This is a genomic window from Citreicoccus inhibens, assembly GCF_019039035.1.
Lineage (GTDB): Bacteria > Myxococcota > Myxococcia > Myxococcales > Myxococcaceae > Citreicoccus > Citreicoccus inhibens.
Map to the genome: position 1 here is coordinate 74,885 of NZ_JAHNZT010000030.1, position 23,931 is coordinate 98,815.

Here is a 23,931-nt window from a genome sequence, read left to right on the forward strand (position 1 = left end):
CGAGGCTCGCTGCACCTGCGGGTTGGGCCTGCGAGGGCCTGGCACGAAAGGGGGGCTTACTTCACGGACACGCGGCTGCCATGGGACAGGCCGGGGGTCGGATAGTCGATGACCTGCTCGAGCGCGGACGGCGACAGGACGACCACCTCGCTCGCGCGGCGCTCCAGCACCTGCACGTCCACGCGGCGCACCTCGCCGCCGGAGACGATGAACACGTGGTCGCCGTTGGCCGAGGACAGCGCCGTGTTGGGCAACACCTGCGCGGGCTGCGTCTCGCCCATCTGGAGGACGGCGCGCGCCAGCGTGTGCGCCACGAAGCGGCCATCCGCGTTCGGGACCTCAATCTCCACCGGGACGCGGCGGGTGTTGGCGTCCGCCGAGGGCACGATGAGGCGGACCACGGCGTCGTCCGTGAAGACGTTGGCGCCAATGGACTCCACGCGCACCTTGCTGCCGGGCTTGAGCCGCGCGCGCGCGGACTCGGCCACCGTCGTGCGCAGCACCAGGGTGTCCAGCGTCTCCACCGTGAAGAGCGTCGCGCCCGGCCCCACCGTGGCGCCCGTCTGGTCCGGCGCGTCGATGACGGTGCCGCTGAACGGCGACTTCAGGTCGTGCCGGCGACGCGACGCGCGCGCCTGCGACAACTGCGCCCGGGCCGCGAGCAGCTGCGCCTGCGCCTGCGCGGCGGTGGCCGTGGACGAGCGGTTCTGCAGGTCGCTCACGTTGCCCTCGGACTTGAGCTTCTCGTTGCGCTGCGCCACGTCGGTGGCCATGGTGGCGGCGGCCTCCGCGGCGGCCACGGCGGCCTCCGCCTGCGCCACCTGCGCGTCGGAGATCTCGGTGTTGAGCTGGGCGAGCGTGTCGCCCTTCTTCACCGTCTGGCCCTTCTTCACGCGCACCGTCTCCAGCCGGCCCCCCACCTCGAAGCCCACCTGGAGCCCCTGTGCGGGGAAGAGGGTGCCCGTCACCTGCTCGCTGGGCGCGGACTGCACGGTGCGCGCGGCGACGACCTTCACCGCCGGCGGCGCCTCCGCGGTGGCCTTGGGCGTGGCGGGCGTGGAGGAGGCATCCGCCTTGCCACAGGCGGACAGCGACAGCGCGGCGGCGGCACCCACGGCGGCGAGGGCACGGGCGGGGGACGGCTTCGAGAACGACTTCATGAACGTTTCCTCGGAGAACGGCGGGTGGATGCGCGGGCCTGGGGCCGACGCGAGGAAGGCTTGCGCGAAGGGACGCGGGCGGCGGCGGGGAGCGCCGGGGGTGAGACGGGCAGCGGCTCGCGCGGCGCGGCCCCCTCGTGGATGATGCGTTGAACGCTGGAGGCCCACACGGCCAGGTCCGGCTTGCGGCGCATCGTGCACATCTGCTTGGCCAACAGCAGGTAGGCCCCCACGATGAAGGAGCCGAACAGCTCCGGGTCGTGGCTCGAGTCCGCCATGCAGGACACCTGCATGTTGCGGTACTCGCGCGAGATGCGCGCCACCTCCTGGTCCACCAGCCCCCACAAGGAGGATTCGAACTCCGTGCCCTGGCTCCCGCGGATGAGGACCGAGACCACATCCCGGTAGGCCCACAAGAGCTCCAAGAGCTCCAGGTCCAGCGCGGACTCCGCCTGGATGAACCGAAGGTACAGCGGGCTGCGCGTGGCGACGTCCTGAACCGTGGGGTGACCCTCTTCACGGTGGAAGCGCTGCATGCCCTCCACCCGCCGGGTGCTCATGTCGGCCATGGAGGACTGGAAGGCCGTCACCAGTTCGCCGAACAACGCCTCCTTGGTGTCGAAGTGCAGGTAGAAGGCGCCCTTCGACAGGCCGCACGCCGCGGTGATGTCCTCGATGCGCGCGCCCTTCAGGCCCTTGCGCGCGAACTCGGCTCGCGCCGCGGCGATGAGGGCTGCTCGGGCGTGAGGGTCTGCGGGGCGGGCCATGGCGGGTCGGTTGCTAACCGGGCGGTCAGAAATGAGCACGCATTTCTGAATGCGCGGTCAGAAACCTGGAATGGTCGCTTATAGGACGAAGAAGTCCCAAGCAAGGTGGTCACACGTAGGGCGGTGGGCGCGCCTCAGGGACGTGTGAGCGAGGCGCAGAGCGGGCAGCTCGCCGGGACGTGGGGGGTATCGCGACGGTGCAGGTCGAGCAGGGCGCGAGACACCTCGGCCAGCTCCCGGCGGACCTCGCGGCGGGCGCCCTTCACGCGCTGGATGCTCATGTCGTCGTAGCCGGTGGTCTGGTGGCGCATCCAGGCGATGACGGCGGCCTCGGCGCGGCGCTCGATGGGGATGCGCTCCGTGCGGGCCACGGTGCCGCTGCCCACGGGGGTGGCGTGCGTGGCCACCCGCACCGCGAGCTGCTTGGCGTGGGCGAGCCACGCGGGGCTGAAGGCGAGGAAGCGCAGGACGGCGTTGGCGAAGTCGACCTCGTACTCCTCCTGCTCGCGTGCCCGGCGCTCACGGCCCTGGGCCAGCTTGCGGGCATAGGCCGGGGTGGCGCGCTCGGCGTCCAGCGCGGCGCGGGCGTGGTGGACGTGGGCCTCGGGGGCCCAGACGCCTCGGGAGAAGAGCTTGCGGCCCACCTTCTCCACCACGGTCCAGGACGGGCCCGCGGCCTTCACCCGGCGCGTCAGGCCCGCGTCACCGGGGGGCAGGAGGGTCCAGCCCTCGGGCACGGTGAGGATGCGGCCATCCGGGGCGCGCACGCGGCGGGGGTCGGCGGTGGGGGAAACCGTCAGGGAGTCGGACATGGGCGGGGTGGGAAGGGGGGCGGCTTGATAGCATGACCGCGTCCAACCCTGGTAAATGGCCCCCGCGCGCGCCGGCGTCCTCGGCGACGGAGGCCTTTTCTCTTGGGAAGCGCCGGCATGTCCCTCCTCAGGCTTACCTTCCTCGGCACCTCGGCCGCTCAACCCACGCTGCATCGCAACCTGTCCGGGCTGGCGGTGAAGGCGGATGGGGACCTGCTGCTGTTCGACTGTGGCGAGGGCACCCAGCGGCAGATGGTCCGCTTTGGCACGGGCTTCACCGTCGACGCGGCGTTCTTCACGCACTTCCACGCCGACCACTACCTGGGAATCATCGGGTTCTTGCGCACGCTGGGGATGATGGGGCGCACCGAGCCCATGTACCTCTACGGGCCGCAGCCCGCCCGGCGCCTCTTGCACCAGGCCGTGCACCTGGGCCTCGAGTCGCTCGCCTTCCCGGTGGAGATCCAGGAGCTGAAGGACGGGGACAAGGTGCAGCGGGGCGGCTACAGCGTGCAGGCCGTGGCGGTGGACCACCGCATCAACGCCCTGGGCTACGTGCTGGCCGAGGAGGAGCGCCCGGGCCGCTTCCACCTGGAGAAGGCGCGCGCGCTGGGCGTCCCGGAGGGTCCCAGCTTCGGCAAGCTCCAGCGCGGCGAGGCGGTGACGCTGCCGGATGGGCGCACGGTGAAGCCGGAGGACGTGCTGGGGGCGTCACGGCCGGGGCGCAAGCTGGTGCTGTCCGGGGACACGCGGCCCTGCCCGGCGCTGGTGAAGGCCTCGCGCGACGCGGACCTGTTGATCCACGAGTCCACCTTCTCCGATGACGAGCAGGAGCGCGCGCACGAGACGCGGCACTCCACGGCACGGGAGGCGGGGCGGGTGGCGCAGGAGGCGGGCGCCCGGCGCCTCATCCTCACGCACCTCTCCAGCCGCCACGACACCGACCCCACGCGCCTGCTCACGCAGGCACGCGAGGAATTCAAGGGACCGCTGGAGGTGGCCTATGACGGCCTCTCCGTCGAGCTGCCGCTGCGTGACTGAGGGTGCACGGCCCACCCTCGCACGCGCGGCGCGACCGCGGGGCTACTGAACCTTCAGCGCCTCGGCCTTGAGGGAGGCGGCGGCGTCAGGGTCCACCTTCTGGAGCAGCTCCCACTCCACCTCCAGGTCGCGCTTGCCCTGCGCGTTGCTCACGCCGCCCGGGGACTCCGACAGGTCCGGGCCTCGGCCCTGGGTGTCCGCCGCCGCGCGCGTCTCGGAGCGCTCGCGCTTCCAGAACTCCACCGAGCACTGGCCCGGACCGTGCTCCTTGCCGCGAATCATGTAGGCGCCGAAGGTGGTGCCCAGCGACGAGGCCGCGCTCAGCTGCAACTCGTGGGTGACCGCCTCGTAGCCCTCCTTGCCCGTCCGGAACGAGTAGCCCCGCGCCTTGAGGATCGCGAGCGCCTCGGGCCAGACCTCGGCGATGGGCTTGCGGTAGACGTGCGTGCCGGCCTTGTCCTCGAGGAAGGCCTGCTGACGGTGGGCGGCGCAGCCCGACAGGGCGAACGCGAGCGCGGAGACCACCCAGAGGGCGGCAGCGCGAGACGATGACTTCATGGGGTTCATCCTCCTGGCTCCCGGTCCGTGGGAGCACGGCTCGGGAACATCCCTCAGCACCCGGGTGGACGCCAAGTCCGCCCCCTCACCCGGCAAGCACCACCCCGCCCGGTCGCCCGCCTCTTCTCCAGCCCTCCCGAGCGAGGGGGCCACGGGTCGCGCTGCCAGTGCGTCCCGGCCACCCGAGATTGCCCGCATGAGCGAGCCGGGAATCACGCGGAATGGGAGCAGCAGGCCACTTTCCCGGACGAGGCGCCGACGCGTGCTCATCCTGGGCGGGGGCTTCGCGGGCATGTACGCCGCGCTGCACCTGGAGAAGCGGCTGGCGCGGCGGGACGACGTGGAGGTGATGCTCGTCAGCCACGACAACTACTTCCTCTTCACGCCCATGCTGCACGAGGTGGCCGCCAGCGACGTGGACCCCGCGGCCATCGTCGTGGCGCTGCGCAAGGTGCTGCCCCACGTGGCGTTCGTGGAGGGAGACGCCACGCGCATCGACCTGGGCGCGCGCGAGGTCCGGGTGTCACATGGCGAACAGGGTGGGCACGACCACGTGCTCGCCTATGACGACCTGGTGATGGCGATGGGCTCGGAGACGAACTTCTTCGGGCAGGAGGGCGCGAAGCGCCACGCGCTCACCATGAAGACGCTGGGCGACGCGGTGCTCCTGCGCAACCACCTCATCGACCGGTTGGAGGAGGCGGACACGGCCTGCATCACCCGAGGCGACCGCGACCGCGGGGTCACCTTCGTCGTGGTGGGCGGAGGCTTCGCGGGCGTGGAGACGGCCGGGGCCGTGAACGACTTCATCCGCGGAGCGCTGCCGTACTACCCGCGCATCCAACCCGCCGACGTGCGCGTGGTCCTGGTGCATGGCGGCGCGGAGGTGCTGCCCGAGCTGGGGGCGGGCCTGGGCGCGTATGCGCGGAACAAGCTCTCGCGCAACGGCGTGGAGGTGCTCACCCACACGCGCGTGGTGGAGGTGGATGGGCAGAGCGTGACGCTGTCGGACGGCTCGCGGCGGGCCACGCGGACCGTGGTGTGGGTGGCGGGCGTCACGCCGACGCCGCTCCTGGAGGACCTGCCGTGTGAGAAGCACCAGGGCCGCCTGCGCGTCACCGAGCGGCTGGAGGTCCCCGGCCATCCCGGCGTGTGGGCCGTGGGTGACTGCGCCTCCGTGCCCGACGTGACGCGGGGCGGACACCCCACCCCGCCCACCGCGCAGCACGCGCTGCGCCAGGGCGTCGCCGTCGCACGCAATGTGGAGGCGGCCTACCAGGGAAAGCCGCCGCGCGTGTTCCGCTACCGGATGGTGGGGCAGCTCGCCGCCATCGGCCGCCGCTCGGGTGTGGCGCGCATCCTCGGCCTGAAGTTCTCGGGCTTCGTCGCGTGGTTCCTGTGGCGCGGCGTGTACTGGTGGAAGCTGCCGCGCGTGGAGAAGAAGGTGCGCGTGGCGCTGGACTGGGCGCTGGACCTCTTCTTCCACAAGGACATCGTGCAGCTCATCGGCGCGCGCGAGCTGGAGCGCTTCCCCTTGCCCGTCCGCGAGCTCGTGCTGCCGTGAGCCCGGCATGGCCCTCTGGGCTCAGGTGCGCGAAAGTGCCCGGCGCATGGCCCCATGGGACGGGGCCCAGGGAAGGTGCGCGACGATGCGGAGACGTCTGGGTTGGGCCTTCGGTGCGGTGCTCCTGCTGGCGGGCATGACGGGCTGTGCCCGGCGCTCTCCCGAGACACCCTCGCGAGCGAGCGACGCGCACACCACCACGGTGTACGTGGCCAGGCAGGTGCGCACGCTGGACCCCGAGAAGCCCCGCGCCCAGGCGCTCGCGGTGCGCGACGGCAAGGTGCTGGCGGTGGGGAGCCGCGAAGAGGTGCTCGCCGCGGCCGGTCCCGACGCGCGCGTGACGGACCTGGGTGACGCCACGGTGGTCCCGGGCCTCACGGACTCGCACGGCCACCTGGAAGGATTGGGCCGCTACCTCGCGGGCGTGCAGCTGGTGGGCGCGGCGTCCAGGGCGGAGGCGTTGCAGCGCGTGTCGCGAGCGCCCGCCACGGCGCGCCAGGGCGACTGGCTGATGGGCCAGGGCTGGGACCAGAACGACTGGCCCGACAAGGTCTTCCCCACGCGCGCCGAGCTGGACGCCGCCTATCCCACCACGCCCGTGGTGCTCAGCCGCATCGACGGGCACGCGCTGTGGGTCAACGGCGAGGCGCTGCGCCGCGCGCACATCGACAAGAACACCGTGGACCCCTCCGGCGGGCGCATCCTGCGCGGCCCGGACGGCGAGCCCACCGGCATCCTGGTGGACAACGCCATGAACCTGGTGGAGGCGGTGATGCCGCCCGGCACCCCGGCGCAGTACGCCACGTGGCTCACGGCCGCGTTCGAGTACTGCGCGCGCGTGGGCCTCACCGGCGTGCACGACGCGGGCATGAGCCTGCGCACCTTCCGGTTGCTCCAGCAGTGGGACCAGGAGGGCCGCCTGCCCCTGCGCGTCTACGCCATGGCGGATGGCCAGGGCGCGGACCGCGAGACGTACCTGCGCGAGGGCCCCTACCAGGGGACGCTGCTCACGCTGCGCGCGGTGAAGCTCATCACGGACGGCGCGCTCGGCAGCCGCGGCGCCGCGCTGCACGAGGCCTACAGCGACGAGCCGGGACACCGCGGCCTGTTGCTCTTGCCGCCCGACGAGTATGCCCGGCGCGTGCATGACTTCATGGCGCGCGGCTTCCAGGTGGCCACGCACGCCATTGGAGACCGCGCCAACACGCTCGTGTTGGACACGCTCACGCGCGAGGTCGCGGCGCAGGGCCAGAAGGACGGCCGGCACCGCGTGGAGCACGCGCAAATCCTGCGGCCCGAGGACATCGAGCGGCTGGGCAAGGGCGGCTTCGTGGCCAGCATGCAGCCCGTCCACGCCACCAGCGACATGCCCTGGGCCCAGACGCGGTTGGGCGCGGAGCGGCTCCAGGGCGCGTATGCGTGGCGCAAGCTGAAGAACGCGGGCGCGGTGCTCGCCTTCGGCAGCGACTTCCCGGTGGAGCGCCCGGACGTGCTCGCGGGGCTGTACGCGGCGCGCACGCGGCAGGACGCGCAAGGCCAGCCGCCCGCGGGCTGGCTGCCCGACCAGCGCCTGAGCGGCGAGGAGGCCCTGGAGGGCTTCACCACCGGCGCGGCCTGGGCCTCGTTCGCGGAAGCGCGGCGCGGTCGGCTGCAGCCGGGCATGGACGCGGACTTCGTGGCGCTCTCGGTGGACCCCGTGGACGCGCCCCCCGCGGCGCTGCTCACCGGGCAGGTGCGCCTCACGGTCGTCGCGGGCCGCGAGGTGTACGGCGGTCGCACGCCGTAGCCCGCACCCCCTCTTCAGGAGCGCCGGGGTCGGGCCGCGTGCGCGGCCCCGGCGAGTGCCGTGGGAATCGACTGCCGCATGAGCGCCACGAACGCGCGCAGCCTCGCGGGGTGGAAGCGCGCGGCCGGGTAGACGATGGAGATGGGCAACGCGGCCGCTCGCCACTGAGGCGCCACGTGCCACAGGCGGCCTCGCTCCAGCTCCTCTTGGAACACCCAGGACGAGCCCACGCAGATGCCGACGCCCTTCACCGCGGCGCTGCGGATGGCATAGAGGCTGTCCGTGCTCAGTCGAGGCTGGAAGCTGATGCGCTGGACCTCGCCGGTGTCCACGTGGGTGAGGGACAGCTCGTTGCGGTAGTACGTGCGCAGTGACAGCCAGGGCAGGCGCGCCAGTTCGTCGGGATGGGTGGGCATGGGACGGCCCGCGAACAGGGACGGCGCGCCGGTGAGGATGCGAGGCACCTCGGCCACGCGCACCGCGACCACGCTGGGGTCGTGGATCTCGCCCACCTGGATGGCGCAGTCGATGCCATCCGCGATGAAGTCCACCGCTCGGTCATGCAGCAGCCAGTCGACCGAGACGCGGGCATGGCGATCCAGAAAATCCGTCAGGGGCTCCACCAGCAACGCCTGGCCGAACGCATGCGGCACGACGACGCGCAGCGTTCCCTCGGGCTCGTCGCTCGCGCCGCGCAGGTCGGCCTCCAAGCGCTCCCAGTTCGCCACCCACTCCTTCGCGCGCTCGTAGCAACGCGTTCCGTCCTCAGTGAGCTTCATCGCGTGCGTGGAGCGTTGCAGCAGCCGCAAGCCCAGGGAGCGCTCGAGCATCTGCAATCGCCGGCTCACGGTGGGCTGCGTGGTGCCCAACTGAGCGGCGGCGGAGGACAAGCTCCCCGCGTCCACGATGCGCAGGAACGTCTGCATCAGCTCCAACCGGTCGACGTTGGAGGCCGTGGACGACGGGGGGCGCGGAGCGGTCGCGCGCGGACGGTGGGACTTGGGGCGGTGGGGCATGGGGGCGCGCTTCACTCGGGCCTATACGTGAAACGTATAACCGCTGTTCCGCGCGTGCCACTACAGACGCAACACGCTCGGACGCATTGTCACCTCGTCCCGCAGTTCCGAGGTGAAGACCATGTCGTTCATTCGTCCCATACATGAGGCTGTTGGAACCGGCGCCACGCTCAAGACGGGCCCTGACGCCGTGGAGAGCCCCTTCCGGCTGGCGTCCGCCCGCCCCAGCGGCGACGTGGGCATGTCGCGCGGCCTGCGGCTCTTGCTCGCCGCGAGCGCGGGCATCTCCGTGGCGTCGCTCTACTACAGCCAGCCGATGCTGGGGGTGATGGGGGCCACCCTGGGCGCGTCGGAGGCCGCGGTGGGGCTGCTGCCCTCCCTCACCTTGCTGGGCTACGCGCTGGGCATCCTGTTGCTCGCGCCGCTGGGGGACCGGTTCGACCGGCGCCGCATCATCCTCGCGAAGGTGGGCCTGTTGAGCGTGGCGCTGCTGATGGGAGGGCTCGCGCCGGGCATCGGCCTGCTGCTCGCGGTGGGCTTCGTCATCGGGCTGATGGCGACGGTGGCGCAGGACATCGTTCCGGCCGCCGCGACGCTGGCCCCCGCGCGTGAGCGAGGCGCCGTGGTCGGTACGGTGATGACCGGCCTGCTGCTCGGCATCCTGTTGTCCCGCGTCGTCAGCGGCGTGGTGTCGGAGCAGCTCGGCTGGCGCGCCATGTACCTGATGGCCTCGGGCAGCGTGGCCCTGGTGGGCGTGGCGGCCTGGCGTGGACTGCCCCGCTTCCGCCCCACCAGCGCGCTCTCCTACACCGCCCTGCTCGGCTCGCTGACCGAGCTGTGGCGCAAGCACCGAGCCCTGCGCCGCGCGGCGGTGGCCCAGGGGCTGCTCTCGGTCGGGTTCAGCGCGTTCTGGTCCACGCTCGCGGTGATGCTGCATGGCGCGCCGTTCCACCTGGGCAGCGCGGTGGCGGGAGCCTTTGGACTGGCGGGCGCGGCGGGAGCCCTGGGCGCGCCGGTGGCGGGGCGCGTGGCGGATCGCTTCGGCTCGGAGGTCGTCACCCGCCTGGGCGCGAGCCTCACCGCCGTCTCGTTCGCCCTGATGTTCGCCCTGCCCTGGCTGGAGCCGCAGTCACGCCTGTGGCTGATTGGCGTGAGCGCGGTGGGGTTCGACCTGGGCGTGCAAATCACCCTGGTGGCGCATCAGAGCCTCGTCTTCGGCATCGACCCCGCGGCGCGCAGCCGGCTCAACGCGGTGCTGTTCGTCGGCATGTTCATCGGCATGGCGGTCGGCGCGGCGGGTGGCAGCCTCGTGTTGGCCCATGGAGGCTGGCTCGCCTTGACGGCGCTGGCGACCACCTCGGCGGTGGCGGCCTTGATGGTGCGCCTCACGTCGGGGACTCACGGCGCGCGCTGAAGGGAAGGAAGCACCGTCACGCGAGGGTGGACTCGTAGCTGAGGGCCTGGATGCGGCGCTGGATCTCCTCCTGGACCCGCTGCCGCTCCTTCTCCACCCGCGTCAGCTCCTGGCCAATGGCCTCCAGCCGGTCCTCCTGCTCGGTGAGCTTCGCCACGAAGCGGTCCGTCAGCTCGCGCTGCGAAGCCCCGCTGCGCAGCGACTCCAGGTTGGAGCGGATGCGCTCCTGGTCGCGGAACAGGTGGTTGCGCTCCTCGGTGAGCTGCTCCTGGGTGCGCGTCAGCTCCGCCCGCTGGCCACGCAGCGCCACCACGTCGCGCAGCGCCTGCGCCACGCCCTGGTCGATGAAGCGCGAGTCGAGGAAGAAGGCCACCTCGTCCAGGCCCACCTCGCCCACGTGGTACTGGCGATGCCCCCGCGTGCGCTCGGCGACGGTGAGCTCCTGGGTGGTGCCCGGGGACAGCTCGCGGCGGAAACGCCAGAAGTCATCCGTGGTCTCCGCGGGCTCGGGCATGTCCTTGAGCTCCCAGCCCGTGCGCGGGTGCTCCACGAACAACACCTGCGCGCGCGTCGACTTGTTGCGCACCAGGTAGCGCGCGTGTCGCAGGTGGTAGAACTCCACCATCAACGTGCCCCGGTTCACCACGGCGCGGAACACCGGCCCATCCTCCGAGCGGTCCTCCACCGACACCACGCACCCCAGCTCCACCGCGTACGGCACGAAGCGGCGGTCCCCGGGCTTCATCGTGTCGAGCATGGCCTCGCCCACGTACGTCTCCGCCTCCGTCACCGTCACCGGGCCACCCTCCAACGTCAGGCCCGTGGTGTTGGTGAACTCGATGCACGCCATGGGGTTCTTCTCGCGCGTGGCGCGGTTGTAGAGCAGCACGCGCCGCCCCTCGAAGGGCCGCTGGAGGATGGGCACCAGCGCGCTCTGGTTGCGGTGCACCGTCACCGGCTGGTCCACGCGGTACTCGAACAGGTCGCCCACCTCCTGGGTGAGCGTGGTCACCCGCGCGGTGCCCAGCCGCGCCTCGCGCATCGACCGGCTCGCCTCCGGAGCCTCCGCCCGCGCCCGGGAGCGCTTGGGCATGGGCGCCGGCGCCGCGGCGGCGGGCCCGCCCATGGACCCGGGCAGGCCCCCATCCATGTCCAGCATGGACGCGGACTCCATCAGCGCCTCCTGCGGAATCACCGGCGCCGCGGCGGCCTCGGTCCGCACCTCCACCACTGGCCGCTGGAGGTAGCGCGGGTTGTAGAGGTCATGCACGAAGGACACGGGCAGGCCCGCGATGAGCGACAGCCGGACGTCCACCCAGTCCTCGTCCCCCGTGTTGTCCACCAGCGCCCACCCCTGGAGCAGCGGCGCGTGGCCCTCCTCCAGCAGGATGCGGTAGCTCGTCTTCCACACCGGGGACTCGAGCACGTAGCTCACGAACAGCTCGCGCTCACCCTCCCCCGACGTGAGGATGGACATCCGCTTGGTGTCCTTCTTGTACGAGGACAGCACCGTGGCCAGATAGAACTCGAGGTCCTTGCGCACCGCCTCGTCCAGGAACTCCAGCTCGGACAACTCCAGCACGTCGAACGTGCGCAGGCTCCCGCCCACCAGCAGCGTGAGGAAGGGGCGCGCGAGGCTCGTCTCTCCCGCGGCCACCGCCAGCGTGTCCAGCCCGACGATGGCGCCCTCTATCTTTCCGCCGCCCACGCGCGCCCGCACGCGCGCGCCCTTCACCTGCCCCAGGAGCGCCGTGAGGCTGCCGTCCTCGGGGATGCGGATGGTGGCCTCCGCCAGGAGCTGCTCCAGCGGCTTCGTCGAGTCATAGCTCACGGCCGACACCGCGCCGCCGGACAGGTCCAAGACGGTCAGCGACTTGAGGACGTCGTTCATGTCGCGGGCCTTGAAGTCGAGCAGCAAGGGCTCGCTGCCGCTCACCCGCCCCCGACGTTCGAAGTAGCCCACACCGTGCTTGTAGAGGACGACGCGGCGGATGGTCAGTGCAGGGGCCATGGCTCAACGACCTCCAGGGGTGCTGGGAAAGGATTGGCGGCTCGGTGTATCAATTCAAAACCCAGCCCGCAGCGCCATCCCTCCCTCCCCGAGGTCGGTCCCATGCGCAATCCCTCTCCTCGCCGCTCACTCGAGTCCGCATGAGGCCCGCGCTCTACACCATCATCGCGGAAGTGGCCCCGGGCGTGGAGACCGCCTGGAATCAATGGCAGGAGGAGGTGCATGCCCAACGCGTGCTGCGCGAGCCTGGCTTCATCGCCTGCCGCAAGTGGCGGGACGCGGAGCCCACCCGCGATGGGTGGACGCGCTATGTCTGCCACTATGAGCTGACGGGGCTGGACGCCATGGAGGAGTACCTGGGCAGCGACACGGCCCGCCAGCTGCGCATGGACTCCGAGCTGCGCTTCGGCGCGATGATGCGCATCTCCCGGCAGATGCTCACCGAGGTGAAGCGCCTGGGCTGAAAAGGCACGGCCCCTCCCCCGCGCAAGGCGGAGGAAGGGCCGGCACTCCACGACGCGCGGCCTACTGCGCGACGGAGAGCTTCACCTCGATGTTGCCCGCCGTGGCGCGCGAGTACGGGCACACCGCGTGCGCCGCGTGCATGAGCTGGGTGGCCTCCTCCAGGGGGATGCCCGGCAGGATGCCCTTGAGCTCCACCGCGAGCCCGAAGCCGCCGTCCGGCGTCTTGCCCAGCGTGGCCGAGGCCGTGATGCCCGCGTCCGCGCCCAGGCGCTTGCCGGCCTTGCCCGCCACCAGCCGCAGCGCGCTCTCGAAGCACGCCGAGTAGCCCGCCGCGAAGAGCTGCTCGGGGTTCGTCACCGCGCCGCCCTTGCCACCCAGCTCCTTGGGCATGGCGAGCGGCAGGTCGAGGACGCCGTCGGACGAGCGGACGTGGCCGTCTCGACCTCCGTGCGTGGTGGCGGTGGCGGTGTACAGCGGGGTGATGGGGGTGGGAGCCATGGTGTTTCTCCTCGTCGTGAATGGGATTACTTCGAGAGCACTTCGAACAAGCGACGCATGTCCCGGCGCAGCCGGGTGACCTCTTCCAAAGACATCCCCAGGCGGCAGGACATCGCCTCGGGCACGGACGCGGCCTTGCGCTTCAGGGCGCGCCCCGACGTCGTCAGCGACACGCGCACCGAGCGCGCGTCCTCGGTGGACCGCTCGCGCCGCACCCACCCCTGGGTCTCCAGCCGCTTGAGCAGCGGCGTCAGCGTCCCCGAATCCAGGAACAGCCGCTCCCCCAGCACCTTCACCGACACCCCGTCCTCCTCCCACAGCACCAGCATCACCAGGTACTGCGGATAGGTCAGCCCCAGCTTCTCCAGGAGCGGCGCGTAGGCCTGCACCATCGCGCGCGCCGCCGCATAGAGCGGAAAGCAGAGCTGGCGGTCCAGCCGGAGCGAGTCATCCGTCGACATGGCCAATACCTAGTGCGCAATTAAATTGTGCGCAATCAATTTTGGGACTGGACCGTTCGGTTCTGGACGTTCACCGGGGAAAAGGCGCGTGGTAGAGGTCGCCCCGCTCCGGAGCCGCCGGAGGAGAACCGAGGACGTGATGCTGAGGACGGTCACCGCCACCCGCTATGTGACGCCGCTGCGCGAAGGGGGCTCGCTGCCCGCCATCGTGGAAGCGGACGACGCGGGCTTGTACGTCGTGAAGTTCCGGGGCGCCGGCCAGGGGGCCAAGGCCCTCATCGCCGAGCTGCTGTCGGGCGAGCTGGCGCGCGCCATGGGGCTGCGCATCCCGGAGCTCGTCTTCCTGGAGCTGGACCCGGCCCTGGGGCGCAACGAGCCGGACGGCGAGATTCGCGAGCTGCTCAAGGCCAGCGCGGGGCTCAACCTGGCCCTGGACTATCTGCCGGGCTCGCTGACGTTCGACCCGGTGGCGGACCGCGCGCCCGAGGCCGCGCTCGCGTCCACCATCGTCGCCTTCGATGCGTACGTCACCAACGTGGACCGCACGCCGAAGAACCCCAACCTCCTGACGTGGCACCGGGACCTGTGGCTCATCGACCACGGCGCCTCGCTGTATTTCCACCACGCGTGGGAGGGCTGGGAGGAGCGCAGCCAGAGCCGCTTCGCGCCCATCCGCGACCACGTGCTGCTGCCCTGGGCGCGCGCGCTGCCAGAAGTGGGCGCCGTGCTGCGCGAGCGGCTGACGCGGAACGTGGTGGAGGCGGCCGTGGCCGCCATTCCGGAGACCTGGCTGGGCACCGAGCCCTGCTTCGACAGCCGGGATGCCCACCGCGCGGCCTATGTCACGTGGTTCATGAAGCGGCTGGACGCGGCACCCGCGTTTCTCGAGGAGGCGGCGCGTGCCCACACCCAGCTCGTTTGACTACGCCATCATCCGCGTGGTGCCTCGCGTGGAGCGCGAGGAGTTCATCAACGCGGGCGTCGTCCTCTTCTGCGTCAACCACCGCTACCTGGGGGCGCGCACGGCGCTGGACGAGGACCGGCTGCGGGCCCTGGCCCCGGACGCGGACGTGGAGGCCATCCGAGGCCACCTGGAGAGCTTCCTGCGGGTGTCCACCGGGGGGCGGAACGCGGGCCCCATTGGGCAGCTCCCGCAGAAGGAGCGCTGGCACTGGCTGGTGGCCCCGCGCAGCACCATCATCCAGACCGGGCCCGTGCACGCCGGCTTGTGTGAGACGCCCGACAAGGCCCTGGAGCACCTGCTGGACCGCGTGGTCCGCGTGAAGCGCCCCGCCTGACGGCGGAGGCGGGGGTGATTAACTTCTCCCCGACGGCCTGCCGGTCCAGCGCCGGCAGCCCGCCCGCCCATGAGCGAGTCCGCGCTGCGCATCGTCACGTACAACGTCCGTTACTTCGGCCACATGCTCCGCGGGTTGGCGAGCACGGTGGGCCCGAAGCGGCGGGTGTCCGCGGCGCTCGCGGCGCTGGAGCCCTTGCCGGACATCGTCTGCCTCCAGGAAGTGGAGACCTCGTCGCTGCGCAGCAACATCGCGGACCGGCCCTTGAAGCCCGGCGAGACGCAGCTCCAGGTCTTCATGCGGCGCATGGAGGAGACGTTCAGCGCCCAGCGGCGCGACATGCCCTACGAGGCGTTCTACTTCCGCGCCCACCACTACAAGCTCGGGGAGGTGTCCATCTACACCACGGGGCTGGCGGTGCTCGTCAACACGCGCACGCTCCAGGTGGACACCCACAACGTGGCCGAGCCCGCGCACATCACCCATCACCACGTCCGCGGGCTGAAGGACCGCAAGCAGAGCCGCATCTGCGCGCACATGCGCCTGTTGCGCCGCGAGGACGCGCGCCCCTTCCACGTCTTCAACACGCACCTGAGCCTGCCCACGCCCTTCGCCCGTGAGTTCTGGGCCACGCGCGACAAGATGGGCGGCGGCGTCAATCAATTGCATGAAGCGCGCAAGCTGACCGAGTTCGTGCGCACGCATGCCCAGGCCGAGCCGTTCATCGTGTGCGGAGACTTCAACTCGCCGCCGGCCTCGCCCGTCTTCCGCTACCTCACGCAGGACGCGCGCCTCGTGTGCGCGCAGAGCCGCGTGGGACAGATAGACCCGAGCGTGTCCCGGGGCTTCCCCACCGCGGGCTTCATGCGCCTGCGCATGCACCTGGACCACCTGTTCTCCAGCGAGGACGTGCGCTGGCTGGACACCGACGACACGCGCCCCTTCGGGGACACCACCGGTCGCTTCCACGGCCTGTCCGACCATGTGCCGCTCGTCGGGCGCTTCACCTTGGAGGGCGTGGCCTCGCGCGACAGCGGGGCCTGAGGGCCTCAGCCCAGCTCGCGCTCCACCTCTGCCCATGCGTCGAGAATCTCACGCGTGCGCCGCTCGGCGAGCGCGTGGAACTCGGGGGCCAGGTGCGCCACCTTGTCCGGGTGGTACTGCGCGATGAGCGCCCGGAAGGCGCGACGGGCCTCGTCCGCGGAGGTGCCTCGCGCGATGCCCAGCACCGTCCACGGGTCGACCTTCCTGGGCTCGGGGGCAGGAGGCGCGGCGCGTGGGCGAGGGCGAGGAGGGGGCGTGTCCTCGAGGTCCTCCGCCTCGGGCGCGCGCGGGGCGCGGGGCGCGGGCTCCGGGCGTCGCGCCCCCGGGCGACGGGCCGGGTCGGGTGGAGGAACGCGAGGTGAGAGGCGACTGAGGGCCTCTTGGATGAACCAGAGGTCCTCGGCGGGCGGGCCGTGCTTGCGCACCACCAGGCGGGGGCGGCCGTCCTGAAGCAGCAGGTAGCCGGTGGACGCCGCGTAGGCCGCCTTCTTGTCGTTCGGGTACAGCCGCTCTCCCAGGTCGCCCAGCGGATCCCTCCACATGCCGTCCACGCCGCCCTCGTCCGCCACGAGCACCTGGGACAGCACCTCGCCGAAGACGTCCTCGAGCGCGGCGAAGGGCTCGCGCAGCTCGGGCGAGCGCTGGGTGGGGCCATGGCGCACGCCCGTCACGAGCAGCAGCCCGCGCGTCGCATCCACCCGCCCGAAGAGCTTCTCGCGCACCTGCTTGTCGGAAAAGAAGAGGACGGACTGCACGGCGCCCAGGGTAGTCCGAATGCACCCACCAGCGGGAGCATCCCGCGCGGCCCTGGCCCGAGGCGCCCCTTCTCCAGTGGGAGACAGTCCGTCCCAAGCGGCTCGACGCTGGCGCGGGCTTGAGAAAGAGTCCCAAGCGCCATGCGCTGCTGCCATCGCCACGCTCCCGCCATCGCCTCTTCCGAGCCGCACCCCTTCAGCCTCCCCGGCGCCACCGAGCACTACGCCGCCGAGCGCCCCGTCCGCGCCGAGCACATCCGCCTGGAGCTGGACCTGGACTTCGAGGCCCGCGCGCTGACGGGCCGATGCACCACGCGCGTGAGCGCCGTGCGCGCCGTCTCCACCGTGACGTTCGACGCGGTGGACATGGACATCACCGAGGCGCGCGTGGACGGCCGGCCCGCGCGCTTCTCCAACTCCGGCGCGCACGCGCGCGTGGAGCTGCCCGAGCCGATGGAGCCCGGTCAGGCCCGCGACATCACGCTCGCGTACCGCTGCCGGCCGCGCCGCGGGCTGTACTTCTGGGGCCCCGACGCGGGCTATCCCGAGCGCCCGCTCCAGGCCTGGACCCAGGGGCAGGACATCGACGCGCGCTGCTGGTTCCCCTGCCTGGACACGCCCGCGCAGAAGGCCACCACGGAGGTCATCGCCACGTTCCCCGCGCGGATGACGTCGCTGTCCAACGGCGTGCTCGTGCGCGACGTCACCGAGGGCGAGCGCCGCACCCAGCACTACCGCATGGAGCAGCCGCACTCGCCCTACCTCGTCACGCTGGTGGTGGGCGAGTTCGAGGAGGCGACGGACTCCGCCGGCACCGTGCCGCTGCGCTACCTGTACCCGCCCGGCCGCCGCGAGGACGCGCTGCGCTGCGTGGCGCGCACGCCCCAGATGGTGGCGCTCTATCAGCAGCTCACCGGCGAGCCCTTCCCGTGGAGCGGCTATGCGCAGGTGTTCGTCACCGAGTTCATCCTCGGCGGCATGGAGCACACCACCGCCACCACGCTGTTGGACAGCGTGCTGCACGACGCGCGCGCCCACGCGGACTACAGCGCCGAGCCGCTCATCGCCCACGAACTGGCGCACCAGTGGTTCGGCAACCTGCTCACCTGCCGCGACTGGCCCCACGGCTGGCTCAACGAGGGCTTCGCCACCTACGTGGAGGTGCTCTGGAAAGAGCACGCCGACGGCGCCGACGAGGCGGACCAGCACCGGCTCACCGACTTGAGCGCGTACCTCACCGAGGTGCGCGAGCGCTACGCCCGGCCCATTGTCGCGCGCAAGTTCCACGCGCCCATGGACCTGTTCGACCGGCACCTCTACGAGAAGGGCGCGCTCGTGCTCCACGAGCTGCGCCGCCGCGTGGGTGACGACCTCTTCTTCCGCGCCCTGCGCCACTACGTGTCCCGCCACCGCCACGGCGTGGTGGAGACCGTGGACCTGTCGCGCGCGTTCGAGGAGGCCACCGGCCACAACCTGGATCGCGTGTTCGACCAGTACGTCTTCTCACCCGGCCACCCCGAGCTGAAGGTGGAGGTCCGATACGACGCGGAAGAGGCGCGCCTGCGGCTCAAGGTCCGCCAGACGCAGCGGACCGACGCGGGCACGCCCGTGTTCCGCTTGCCGCTGGACGTGCGCGTCACCGTGGACGGCCGCGACACGCTCCACCGCCTGGACATCACCGACGCCGAGCACTTCTTCCACCTGCCCTGCCCCACCCCGCCCACGCAGGTGCGCGTGGATCCGCGCCGCGAGGTGCTCGGCGCCGTGGACGTGGACAAGGCCGTGGGCCTCTGGCTGGAGGAGCTGCGCGCCGCGCCCGAGGCCCGCGCCCGCACCGAGGCCGCGCACGCGCTGGGCAAGGACGGCGGCTCCCGCGCGGTGGAGGCGCTGGGCCGCGCGCTGGAGGACGACGCGCTGTTCTGGGGCACCCGCGCCGCGTGCGCGAAGGCGCTGGGCCGCATCCGCTCCCCCGAGGCGCGCGCGCGGCTGCTCGCGGGGCTCCCCGTCGCGCACCCCAAGGTGCGCCGGGCGGTGGTGGCCGCGCTGGGGGAGTTCCGGCGCGACGTGGAGGTGGCGGGCCGCCTGCGCGCGCTGCTGGAGGCGGGCGACGCCAGCTACTTCGTGGAGGCCGAGGCCGCGCGCGGCCTGGGGCGCGTGCGCGCCGTGGACGCGGTGCCGCTGTTGGAGGCGGTGGCCGCGCGGCCGTCGTTCCAGGATGTCATCGGCTCGGGCGCGCTCGACGGGCTCGCGGAGACGCAGGACCCGTCCGCCTTCCCCGCCGCCGTCGCGCGCACGGCCTACGGCCAGCCCGCGCACATGCGACGCACGGCCGTGTTCGCGGTGGCGAAGCTGGCCCAGGTGGCCCGGCGTGAGCGCGAGGCCGTGGACCTGCTCTCGGACCTGTTGAGGGATCCGCAGTTCCGCATGCAGTGGACGGCCTGCGAAGCGGCGAAGACGCTGGGGGACCGGCGCATGATTGCCGCGCTGGAGGGCACCTCGCTCAATGACCCGCGCACGCGCCGCGCCGCGCGAGAGGCCGTGCGGGCCTTGCGCGAGGGCGAGCCTCAGGCGCGCGAGGTGGCCTCGCTGCGCGAGGAGGTGGACAAGCTGAAGGAAGAGTCCCGTGCCCTGCGCGAGAAGCTGGAGGCGCTCGCCCTGCGCAGGCCGGAGCCCCCGCCGCCCACCTCACCGCCGCGGGGACGTGCGGCGGCGAAGCACGCGGCGAGGAAGTCCACGAGCCGGCGCGTCACCGGGCGGGGCCGAAGGAAGTAGCCCGCGCCCGAGGTCCGCGTCAGGCGACTACCAGACGCGCACGCGCTGCTCGGGCGTCAGGTACAGCTCCTGGCCCGGCTTCACGTCGAACGCCTCGTACCAACCGTCCTCGTTGCGCACCGTGGACGCGCGGAACTCGCCGGGCGCGTGGCCATCCGTCATGAGCAGCTGACGCAGCAGCGGCTCGCGGAACTTGGTGCGCCACACCTGCGCGAAGCCAAGGAAGAAGCGCTGCTCACCGGTGAAGCCGTCCTTCAGCTGCGCCGGCGTGTTCCCCAGCGACAGCCGGTAGGCGTCATGCGAGATGGCCAGGCCGGCCACGTCCGCGATGTTCTCGCCCAGGGTCAGCTCACCGTTCACCGCCATGTCCGGCAGCGGCCGGTAGGCGCTGAACTGCGCCGCGAGCGCCTGTCCCGCCGCCTTGAAGCGCTGCAGGTCGCTGTCCGTCCACCAGTTGGCCAGCTTGCCGTGCGCGTCGAACTTCGCGCCCACGTCGTCGAAGCTGTGGACGATTTCATGGCCAATCACCGTGCCGATACCGCCGTAGTTCACGGCCGGGTCCGCGTTCGGGTCGAAGAACGGCGGCTGGAGGATGGCGGCGGGGAAGATGATGGAGTTCTGCTGCGGCGAGTTCAGCGCGTTCACCTCCTGCGGCACCATGAACCACTCGGCGCGGTCCACCGGGCCGTTCAGCTTCGCCAGGTTGCGCTGGTACTCGAACAGCGAGGCGCGCTGGGCGTTGCCGAACGCGTCGCTCCGGTCCACCTTCAGCGCCGAGTAGTCGCGGAACCGCACGGGGTGGCCAATGCCCACCTGGAGCGTGGCCAGCTTCTCCTTCGCGCGCGCCTTGGTCTCCGGAGACATCCACGCGAGCGCGTCGATGCGCTTGCCGAAGGCCGCGATGATGTTGCGCACCATCGTGTCCGCCTGGACCTTGGCCTCCGCCGGGAAGTACTTCTCCACGTAGAGCTTGCCCACCGCCTCGCCCAGCGCGCCGTTCGTCATGGACACGCCGCGCTTCCACCGCTCGCGCAGCTGCTGCGCGCCGGAGAGCACCTTGCCGTTGAAGGCGAAGTTCTCATCGACGAAGGCCTTGGAGAGGAACGGCGCGCCGCGCGCGATGGCGCGGAAGGCCAGGTAGTCCTTCCAGCTCTGGAGGGGCTCTGCGCCCACCAGCTTCGCCATGCCCGTGATGGCGCTCGGCTGCCACACGAGGATCTGCTTCTGCCCGGACAGGCCCGCGGCCTTGAAGTACGCGGCCCAGTCGAGCCCCGGCGCCTTCTTGGCGAACGCCTCCTGGGCCCACGGGTTGTTCGTCTTGGTGACGTCCTGCGTGTCCACCTGGGGCCAGTGCGTCGCGGCGATCTTCTTCTCCAGCGCGAACACGCGGCTGGCGCGCGCCTCCGCGTCGGAGAAGCCCGCCAGCTTCATCATCGCGGCGATGTGGCCCTGGTAGGCCTGCCGCACCTCGCGGAAGCGGGGGCTGTCCACCAGGTAGAAGTCGCGGTCCGGCAGCCCCAGGCCGCCCTGCATCAGGTACGGGGCGTAGCGCTCGGGGGCGTTCAGGTCCTCGGTCACCCACAGGCCGAAGACGCGGTCCGTCGTCACATCGCCCGTGTTGAGCGCGTCGACGTCCGCGCGCAGCGTGGCGCCCAGCTCGGTGGCCAGCGCGCGCCGGTTCGCGATGCCCGCGATGCGCTCCAGCTCGGGCTTCAGGGGCGCGGCGCCCTTGGCCTCGATGGCCGCCTCATCCATGAAGCTGGCGAAGTAGTCGCCAATCTTGCGGGCCTCGCTGTCCGCGGGGGCCTCGGTGCGCGCGGCGTCCTCGATCAACGACCGGGTGCGCGCGGCGGCCTGCTCGGCCAGGGCCGTGAACATGCCGAAGTTGGAGCGGTCCGCCGGAATCTCCGCCGTCTTCATCCAGGTGCCGCTGGCGTACCGGTAGAAGCTGTCACCCGGCTTGACGGTGGCATCCATGCCAGCGGCGTCAAAGCCGAAGGTGCCGAACATGGGCTTGGGCGCCGGAGCGGGCGCGGCCACCACCGGGGCGGCCTCCGTCACGGGAGGGGCCGGCTTCTCCGCGGGAGTCGTGGTCGCGCAAGCGGCCAGCAGGGCCGTGGCACAGGCGGAGAGCGTCGCACGCGCGGCGCCCGGCAGTCGTTGAGAGGAGTCGTTCATGAAGGGTTCCTGGAGCGGCCTCAGGGTCGGCCGCGCGCGGATGATGCCATCAGCGCCCGGAAATCCTGACGCTTCCGTCACGAACCGCCCATCCCCGCCCTTATTCGCCACCCTCCGTCCGGACCTGGGACCGCGCCTCCCTGCCTCCCCCGGAGTTCTCGGCTTCACGGGAGCGCCACCGGGCCTGGGAGTGTCTACCTGTACCGGGAAGGGTGCGCGGAGCCTCGGGCGGGGGCGACCGAGGGAGCGCCCTGGGGAGACGCACGGCATGGCCCACGCGGCAGGCGAGCTCGAGGTCGTGATGGACGCCGCCGTGGATCCCCTCGTGGTGTGCGGCACGGACGAGCGCATCCTCCACGTGAACGCCGCCACGGAGCGCCTGCTCGGCTGGAGTCGCGCGCGGCTGTTGGGGCAGCCCGTGTCGCGGCTCTTCCCCGTCCGGCTGCGGACGTTCGCGGGGCACAGCCTGCCGCGCTACCTGCTGTCGCGGCGCGCCGCGCTCGGGGGCCGGCCCATCCGGGTCTTCGCGCTGCGCGAGGACGGCGTGGAGGTGCTGGTGGAGCTGACGGTGGGCACGGCGGGCGAAGGGGAGCACGCGCGCATCGCGCTCACCTTCCGCGGCTTGCACGAGGTCATCGACACGCTGGAGGACCCGGTGGAGCAAGCAGAGCCCGGCATGTCACGGCACCTGGACGACCGGGCGAGGGACCGCCTGTACCGGCTGCTGGTGGAGAACGCGCCGCTCGGCATCTTCCACTTCGACCGCACGCCGGTGGTGACCGCGTGCAACGAGCGCTTCGTGGACATGCTCGGCTCCACGAAGCGGGTCATCGTGGGGCTCAACCTGCTCACGCTGCGCGACGACCGGTTGATGGACGCGGTGCGCGAGACGCTGAAGGGCCACGCCTCGGACTTCGAGGGGGACTACGTCGCCATGACCAGCGGCAAGGTGACGCCGGTGCGGGTCCGCTTCGCGCCCTGCTACGCGGAGGACGGCCTCACGGTGGAAGGCGGCGTGGGGCTGGTGGAAGACATCAGCGAGCACCGCCACACCGAGGCGGAGCGCGAGCGCCACCTCGCGCAGCTCGACATGCTCTTTCACAGCGCCCCCATCGGGCTGGGGTTCGTGGACACGAACCTGCGCTACGCGCGCGTCAACGACGTGCTGGCCCGCATCAACGGCGTGCCCGCCGAGGCGCACCTGGGCCGCCGTCCGCACGAGGTGCTCGGCCCCGCGGGCGTGCCCATCGAGCGGATGATCCGCCAGGTGATGGAGACCGGCGAGCCCGCGGTGAAGCACGAGGTGCGCACCGACGTGGACCTGGGCGCGCCAGGGCCGCGTCGCTACCTGGCGGGCAGCTTCTATCCGGTGCGCGCGCCAGACGGACGCATGCTGGGCGTGGGCATCCTGGTGGAAGACATCAGCGAGCGCCGCCGCGCGGAGGAGGAGCGCAACCGCCTCTACCGCGAGGCCCAGGAGGCCATCCGCGTGCGCGACGACTTCCTGTCCATCGCGAGCCATGAGCTGAAGACGCCGCTCACCCCGCTCAGCCTCCGGCTGGAGACCCTGGAGCGGAAGCTGGAGCGAGGCGAGCCCGTGGACGCGTCCGTGCTGCACCGCGCGCGGCGACAGCTGCTGCGGCTGACGGGGCTCATCAACGACTTGTTGGACGCCTCACGCATCGAGGCGGGGCGGCTGGCCCTGCACCCGGAGCCCACGCGCTTCGACACGTTGGTGGAGAACGGCGTGCGCGCGATGGAGGCCCAGCGCGAGGACCACCTCATCACCTTCGAACATCCGCGCGAGCCCGTGCGGGTCCATGGTGACTCGTACCGCTTGGAGCAGGTGGTGACGAACCTGTTGGAGAACGCGCTGAAGTACAGCCCGGACGGCGGCACCATCCGTGTGGCGCTGACGGTGCGCGGGGACGTGGCGCTGTTGTCGGTGACGGACCCGGGCATCGGGATTCCACCGGACCAGCAGGCGCTCCTGTTCGACCGCTACTTCCGCGCGCGCAATGTCTCCGCGCGCTCGTATGGCGGCCTGGGGCTGGGGCTGTACATCAGCCGCGACATCGTCGAGCGACACGGCGGTCGCATCTGGGTGGAGAGCGAGGTGGGGCACGGCTCCACCTTCTACGTGGCGCTGCCGTTGCAGCCCGCGGCGCACGTGTCGCCGGACACTTCGCACGCGGGCCCTCCGGCGCACTGAAGCGCGCGCAGGGGGCGTTCCGAAAGAACTTCAGTCCGGGGTGTTGGGCGGTGGCCACGCCACCCGGGGGAGCGACAGGAATCACACGCCCCCGGGCGTGGCACGCGGGCTGCTGTCGG

General features: G+C 71.7%; 20 protein-coding genes. 10 read left to right on the forward strand and 10 right to left on the reverse strand.

Translation table 11 applies throughout. The features are described from left to right. Positions 1-56: 56 nt before the first annotated feature. From KRR26_RS27525 to KRR26_RS27535, 3 genes are all read right to left on the reverse strand, one after another. Positions 57-1,160, reverse strand: a complete 1,104-nt coding sequence (locus KRR26_RS27525) for an efflux RND transporter periplasmic adaptor subunit (protein WP_217081243.1) — start codon at positions 1,158-1,160, stop codon at positions 57-59. After that, positions 1,157-1,927: a TetR/AcrR family transcriptional regulator gene (locus KRR26_RS27530; RefSeq protein WP_120204372.1), complete on the reverse strand. Its 771-nt coding sequence runs from the start codon at positions 1,925-1,927 to the stop codon at positions 1,157-1,159. Before KRR26_RS27530 ends, KRR26_RS27525 begins: the two co-directional genes overlap by 4 nt. 134 nt (positions 1,928-2,061) lie before the next feature. Then, a complete protein-coding gene (locus KRR26_RS27535; protein WP_120204370.1) occupies positions 2,062-2,739 on the reverse strand; it encodes a DUF2293 domain-containing protein in 678 nt (225 codons plus the stop codon). Positions 2,740-2,856: 117 nt separating this feature from the next. On the opposite strand from KRR26_RS27535, the gene rnz reads away from it, so the two are divergent. Beyond that, positions 2,857-3,780 carry a ribonuclease Z gene (gene rnz, locus KRR26_RS27540; protein WP_120204368.1) on the forward strand — a complete coding sequence of 308 codons (924 nt, stop codon included), beginning with the start codon at positions 2,857-2,859 and terminating at the stop codon, positions 3,778-3,780. Positions 3,781-3,822: 42 nt separating this feature from the next. Here the strand turns inward: rnz and KRR26_RS27545 are convergent, their stop codons facing one another. Beyond that, complete coding sequence (locus KRR26_RS27545) at positions 3,823-4,338, reverse strand: hypothetical protein (RefSeq protein ID WP_233576771.1); 516 nt, start codon at positions 4,336-4,338, stop codon at positions 3,823-3,825. 262 nt (positions 4,339-4,600) lie between these two features. On the opposite strand from KRR26_RS27545, the gene KRR26_RS27550 reads away from it, so the two are divergent. Both KRR26_RS27550 and KRR26_RS27555 read left to right on the forward strand, forming a co-directional pair. Further along, entirely contained in the window at positions 4,601-5,902 is a 1,302-nt protein-coding gene (locus tag KRR26_RS27550) for an NAD(P)/FAD-dependent oxidoreductase (protein WP_217081244.1), read from the forward strand. 85 nt (positions 5,903-5,987) lie between these two features. Further along, positions 5,988-7,688 (forward strand): amidohydrolase, encoded by a 1,701-nt coding sequence (locus KRR26_RS27555; protein ID WP_217081245.1) that lies wholly within the window; start codon positions 5,988-5,990, stop codon positions 7,686-7,688. A gap of 14 nt (positions 7,689-7,702) precedes the next feature. Here the strand turns inward: KRR26_RS27555 and KRR26_RS27560 are convergent, their stop codons facing one another. Continuing rightward, the gene (locus tag KRR26_RS27560; RefSeq protein WP_236069258.1) at positions 7,703-8,704 is read right to left on the reverse strand and encodes a LysR family transcriptional regulator; all 1,002 of its coding nucleotides are present in this window, start codon (positions 8,702-8,704) and stop codon (positions 7,703-7,705) included. Between the two features lie 121 nt (positions 8,705-8,825). On the opposite strand from KRR26_RS27560, the gene KRR26_RS27565 reads away from it, so the two are divergent. Next, entirely contained in the window at positions 8,826-10,118 is a 1,293-nt protein-coding gene (locus tag KRR26_RS27565; RefSeq protein ID WP_120204361.1) for an MFS transporter, read from the forward strand. Between the two features lie 16 nt (positions 10,119-10,134). On the opposite strand, the gene KRR26_RS27570 is transcribed toward KRR26_RS27565, so the two are convergent. Next, a complete protein-coding gene (locus KRR26_RS27570) occupies positions 10,135-12,129 on the reverse strand; it encodes a hypothetical protein (RefSeq protein WP_217081246.1) in 1,995 nt (664 codons plus the stop codon). Between the two features lie 140 nt (positions 12,130-12,269). Between KRR26_RS27570 and KRR26_RS27575 the strand changes: the two genes are divergently transcribed. Further along, positions 12,270-12,593 carry a DUF4286 family protein gene (locus tag KRR26_RS27575; RefSeq protein ID WP_120204357.1) on the forward strand — a complete coding sequence of 108 codons (324 nt, stop codon included), beginning with the start codon at positions 12,270-12,272 and terminating at the stop codon, positions 12,591-12,593. Positions 12,594-12,654: 61 nt separating this feature from the next. Here KRR26_RS27575 and KRR26_RS27580 read toward each other — a convergent pair whose 3' ends face one another. Together KRR26_RS27580 and KRR26_RS27585 are read right to left on the reverse strand one after the other, a co-directional pair. Beyond that, positions 12,655-13,092, reverse strand: a complete 438-nt coding sequence (locus KRR26_RS27580; RefSeq protein ID WP_120204355.1) for an organic hydroperoxide resistance protein — start codon at positions 13,090-13,092, stop codon at positions 12,655-12,657. Between the two features lie 26 nt (positions 13,093-13,118). Then, positions 13,119-13,553: a MarR family winged helix-turn-helix transcriptional regulator gene (locus KRR26_RS27585; protein WP_120204353.1), complete on the reverse strand. Its 435-nt coding sequence runs from the start codon at positions 13,551-13,553 to the stop codon at positions 13,119-13,121. 139 nt (positions 13,554-13,692) lie between these two features. Between KRR26_RS27585 and KRR26_RS27590 the strand changes: the two genes are divergently transcribed. The 3 genes from KRR26_RS27590 to KRR26_RS27600 all read left to right on the forward strand — a co-directional run bounded on the left by KRR26_RS27590 (position 13,693) and on the right by KRR26_RS27600 (position 15,895). Further along, positions 13,693-14,475, forward strand: a complete 783-nt coding sequence (locus tag KRR26_RS27590; RefSeq protein ID WP_217081255.1) for a HipA family kinase — start codon at positions 13,693-13,695, stop codon at positions 14,473-14,475. Continuing rightward, complete coding sequence (locus tag KRR26_RS27595; RefSeq protein ID WP_120204350.1) at positions 14,453-14,851, forward strand: DUF3037 domain-containing protein; 399 nt, start codon at positions 14,453-14,455, stop codon at positions 14,849-14,851. Before KRR26_RS27590 ends, KRR26_RS27595 begins: the two co-directional genes overlap by 23 nt. A 69-nt stretch (positions 14,852-14,920) precedes the next feature. Further along, a complete protein-coding gene (locus KRR26_RS27600; protein WP_120204348.1) occupies positions 14,921-15,895 on the forward strand; it encodes an endonuclease/exonuclease/phosphatase family protein in 975 nt (324 codons plus the stop codon). 5 nt (positions 15,896-15,900) lie between these two features. Here the strand turns inward: KRR26_RS27600 and KRR26_RS27605 are convergent, their stop codons facing one another. After that, positions 15,901-16,650, reverse strand: a complete 750-nt coding sequence (locus KRR26_RS27605) for a DnaJ domain-containing protein (protein WP_217081247.1) — start codon at positions 16,648-16,650, stop codon at positions 15,901-15,903. A 141-nt stretch (positions 16,651-16,791) separates the two neighbouring features. Here KRR26_RS27605 and KRR26_RS27610 point away from each other — a divergent pair, with 141 nt between their 5' ends. Next, positions 16,792-19,422 carry a M1 family aminopeptidase gene (locus tag KRR26_RS27610; RefSeq protein ID WP_120204344.1) on the forward strand — a complete coding sequence of 877 codons (2,631 nt, stop codon included), beginning with the start codon at positions 16,792-16,794 and terminating at the stop codon, positions 19,420-19,422. 27 nt (positions 19,423-19,449) lie between these two features. Here KRR26_RS27610 and KRR26_RS27615 read toward each other — a convergent pair whose 3' ends face one another. Beyond that, positions 19,450-21,600, reverse strand: coding sequence for a M13 family metallopeptidase (locus KRR26_RS27615; protein ID WP_217081248.1), 2,151 nt, complete (start codon positions 21,598-21,600; stop codon positions 19,450-19,452). Positions 21,601-21,868: 268 nt separating this feature from the next. Here KRR26_RS27615 and KRR26_RS27620 point away from each other — a divergent pair, with 268 nt between their 5' ends. Continuing rightward, the gene (locus KRR26_RS27620) at positions 21,869-23,812 is read left to right on the forward strand and encodes a PAS domain-containing protein (RefSeq protein ID WP_120204341.1); all 1,944 of its coding nucleotides are present in this window, start codon (positions 21,869-21,871) and stop codon (positions 23,810-23,812) included. The last annotated feature ends 119 nt before the right edge of the window (positions 23,813-23,931 follow it).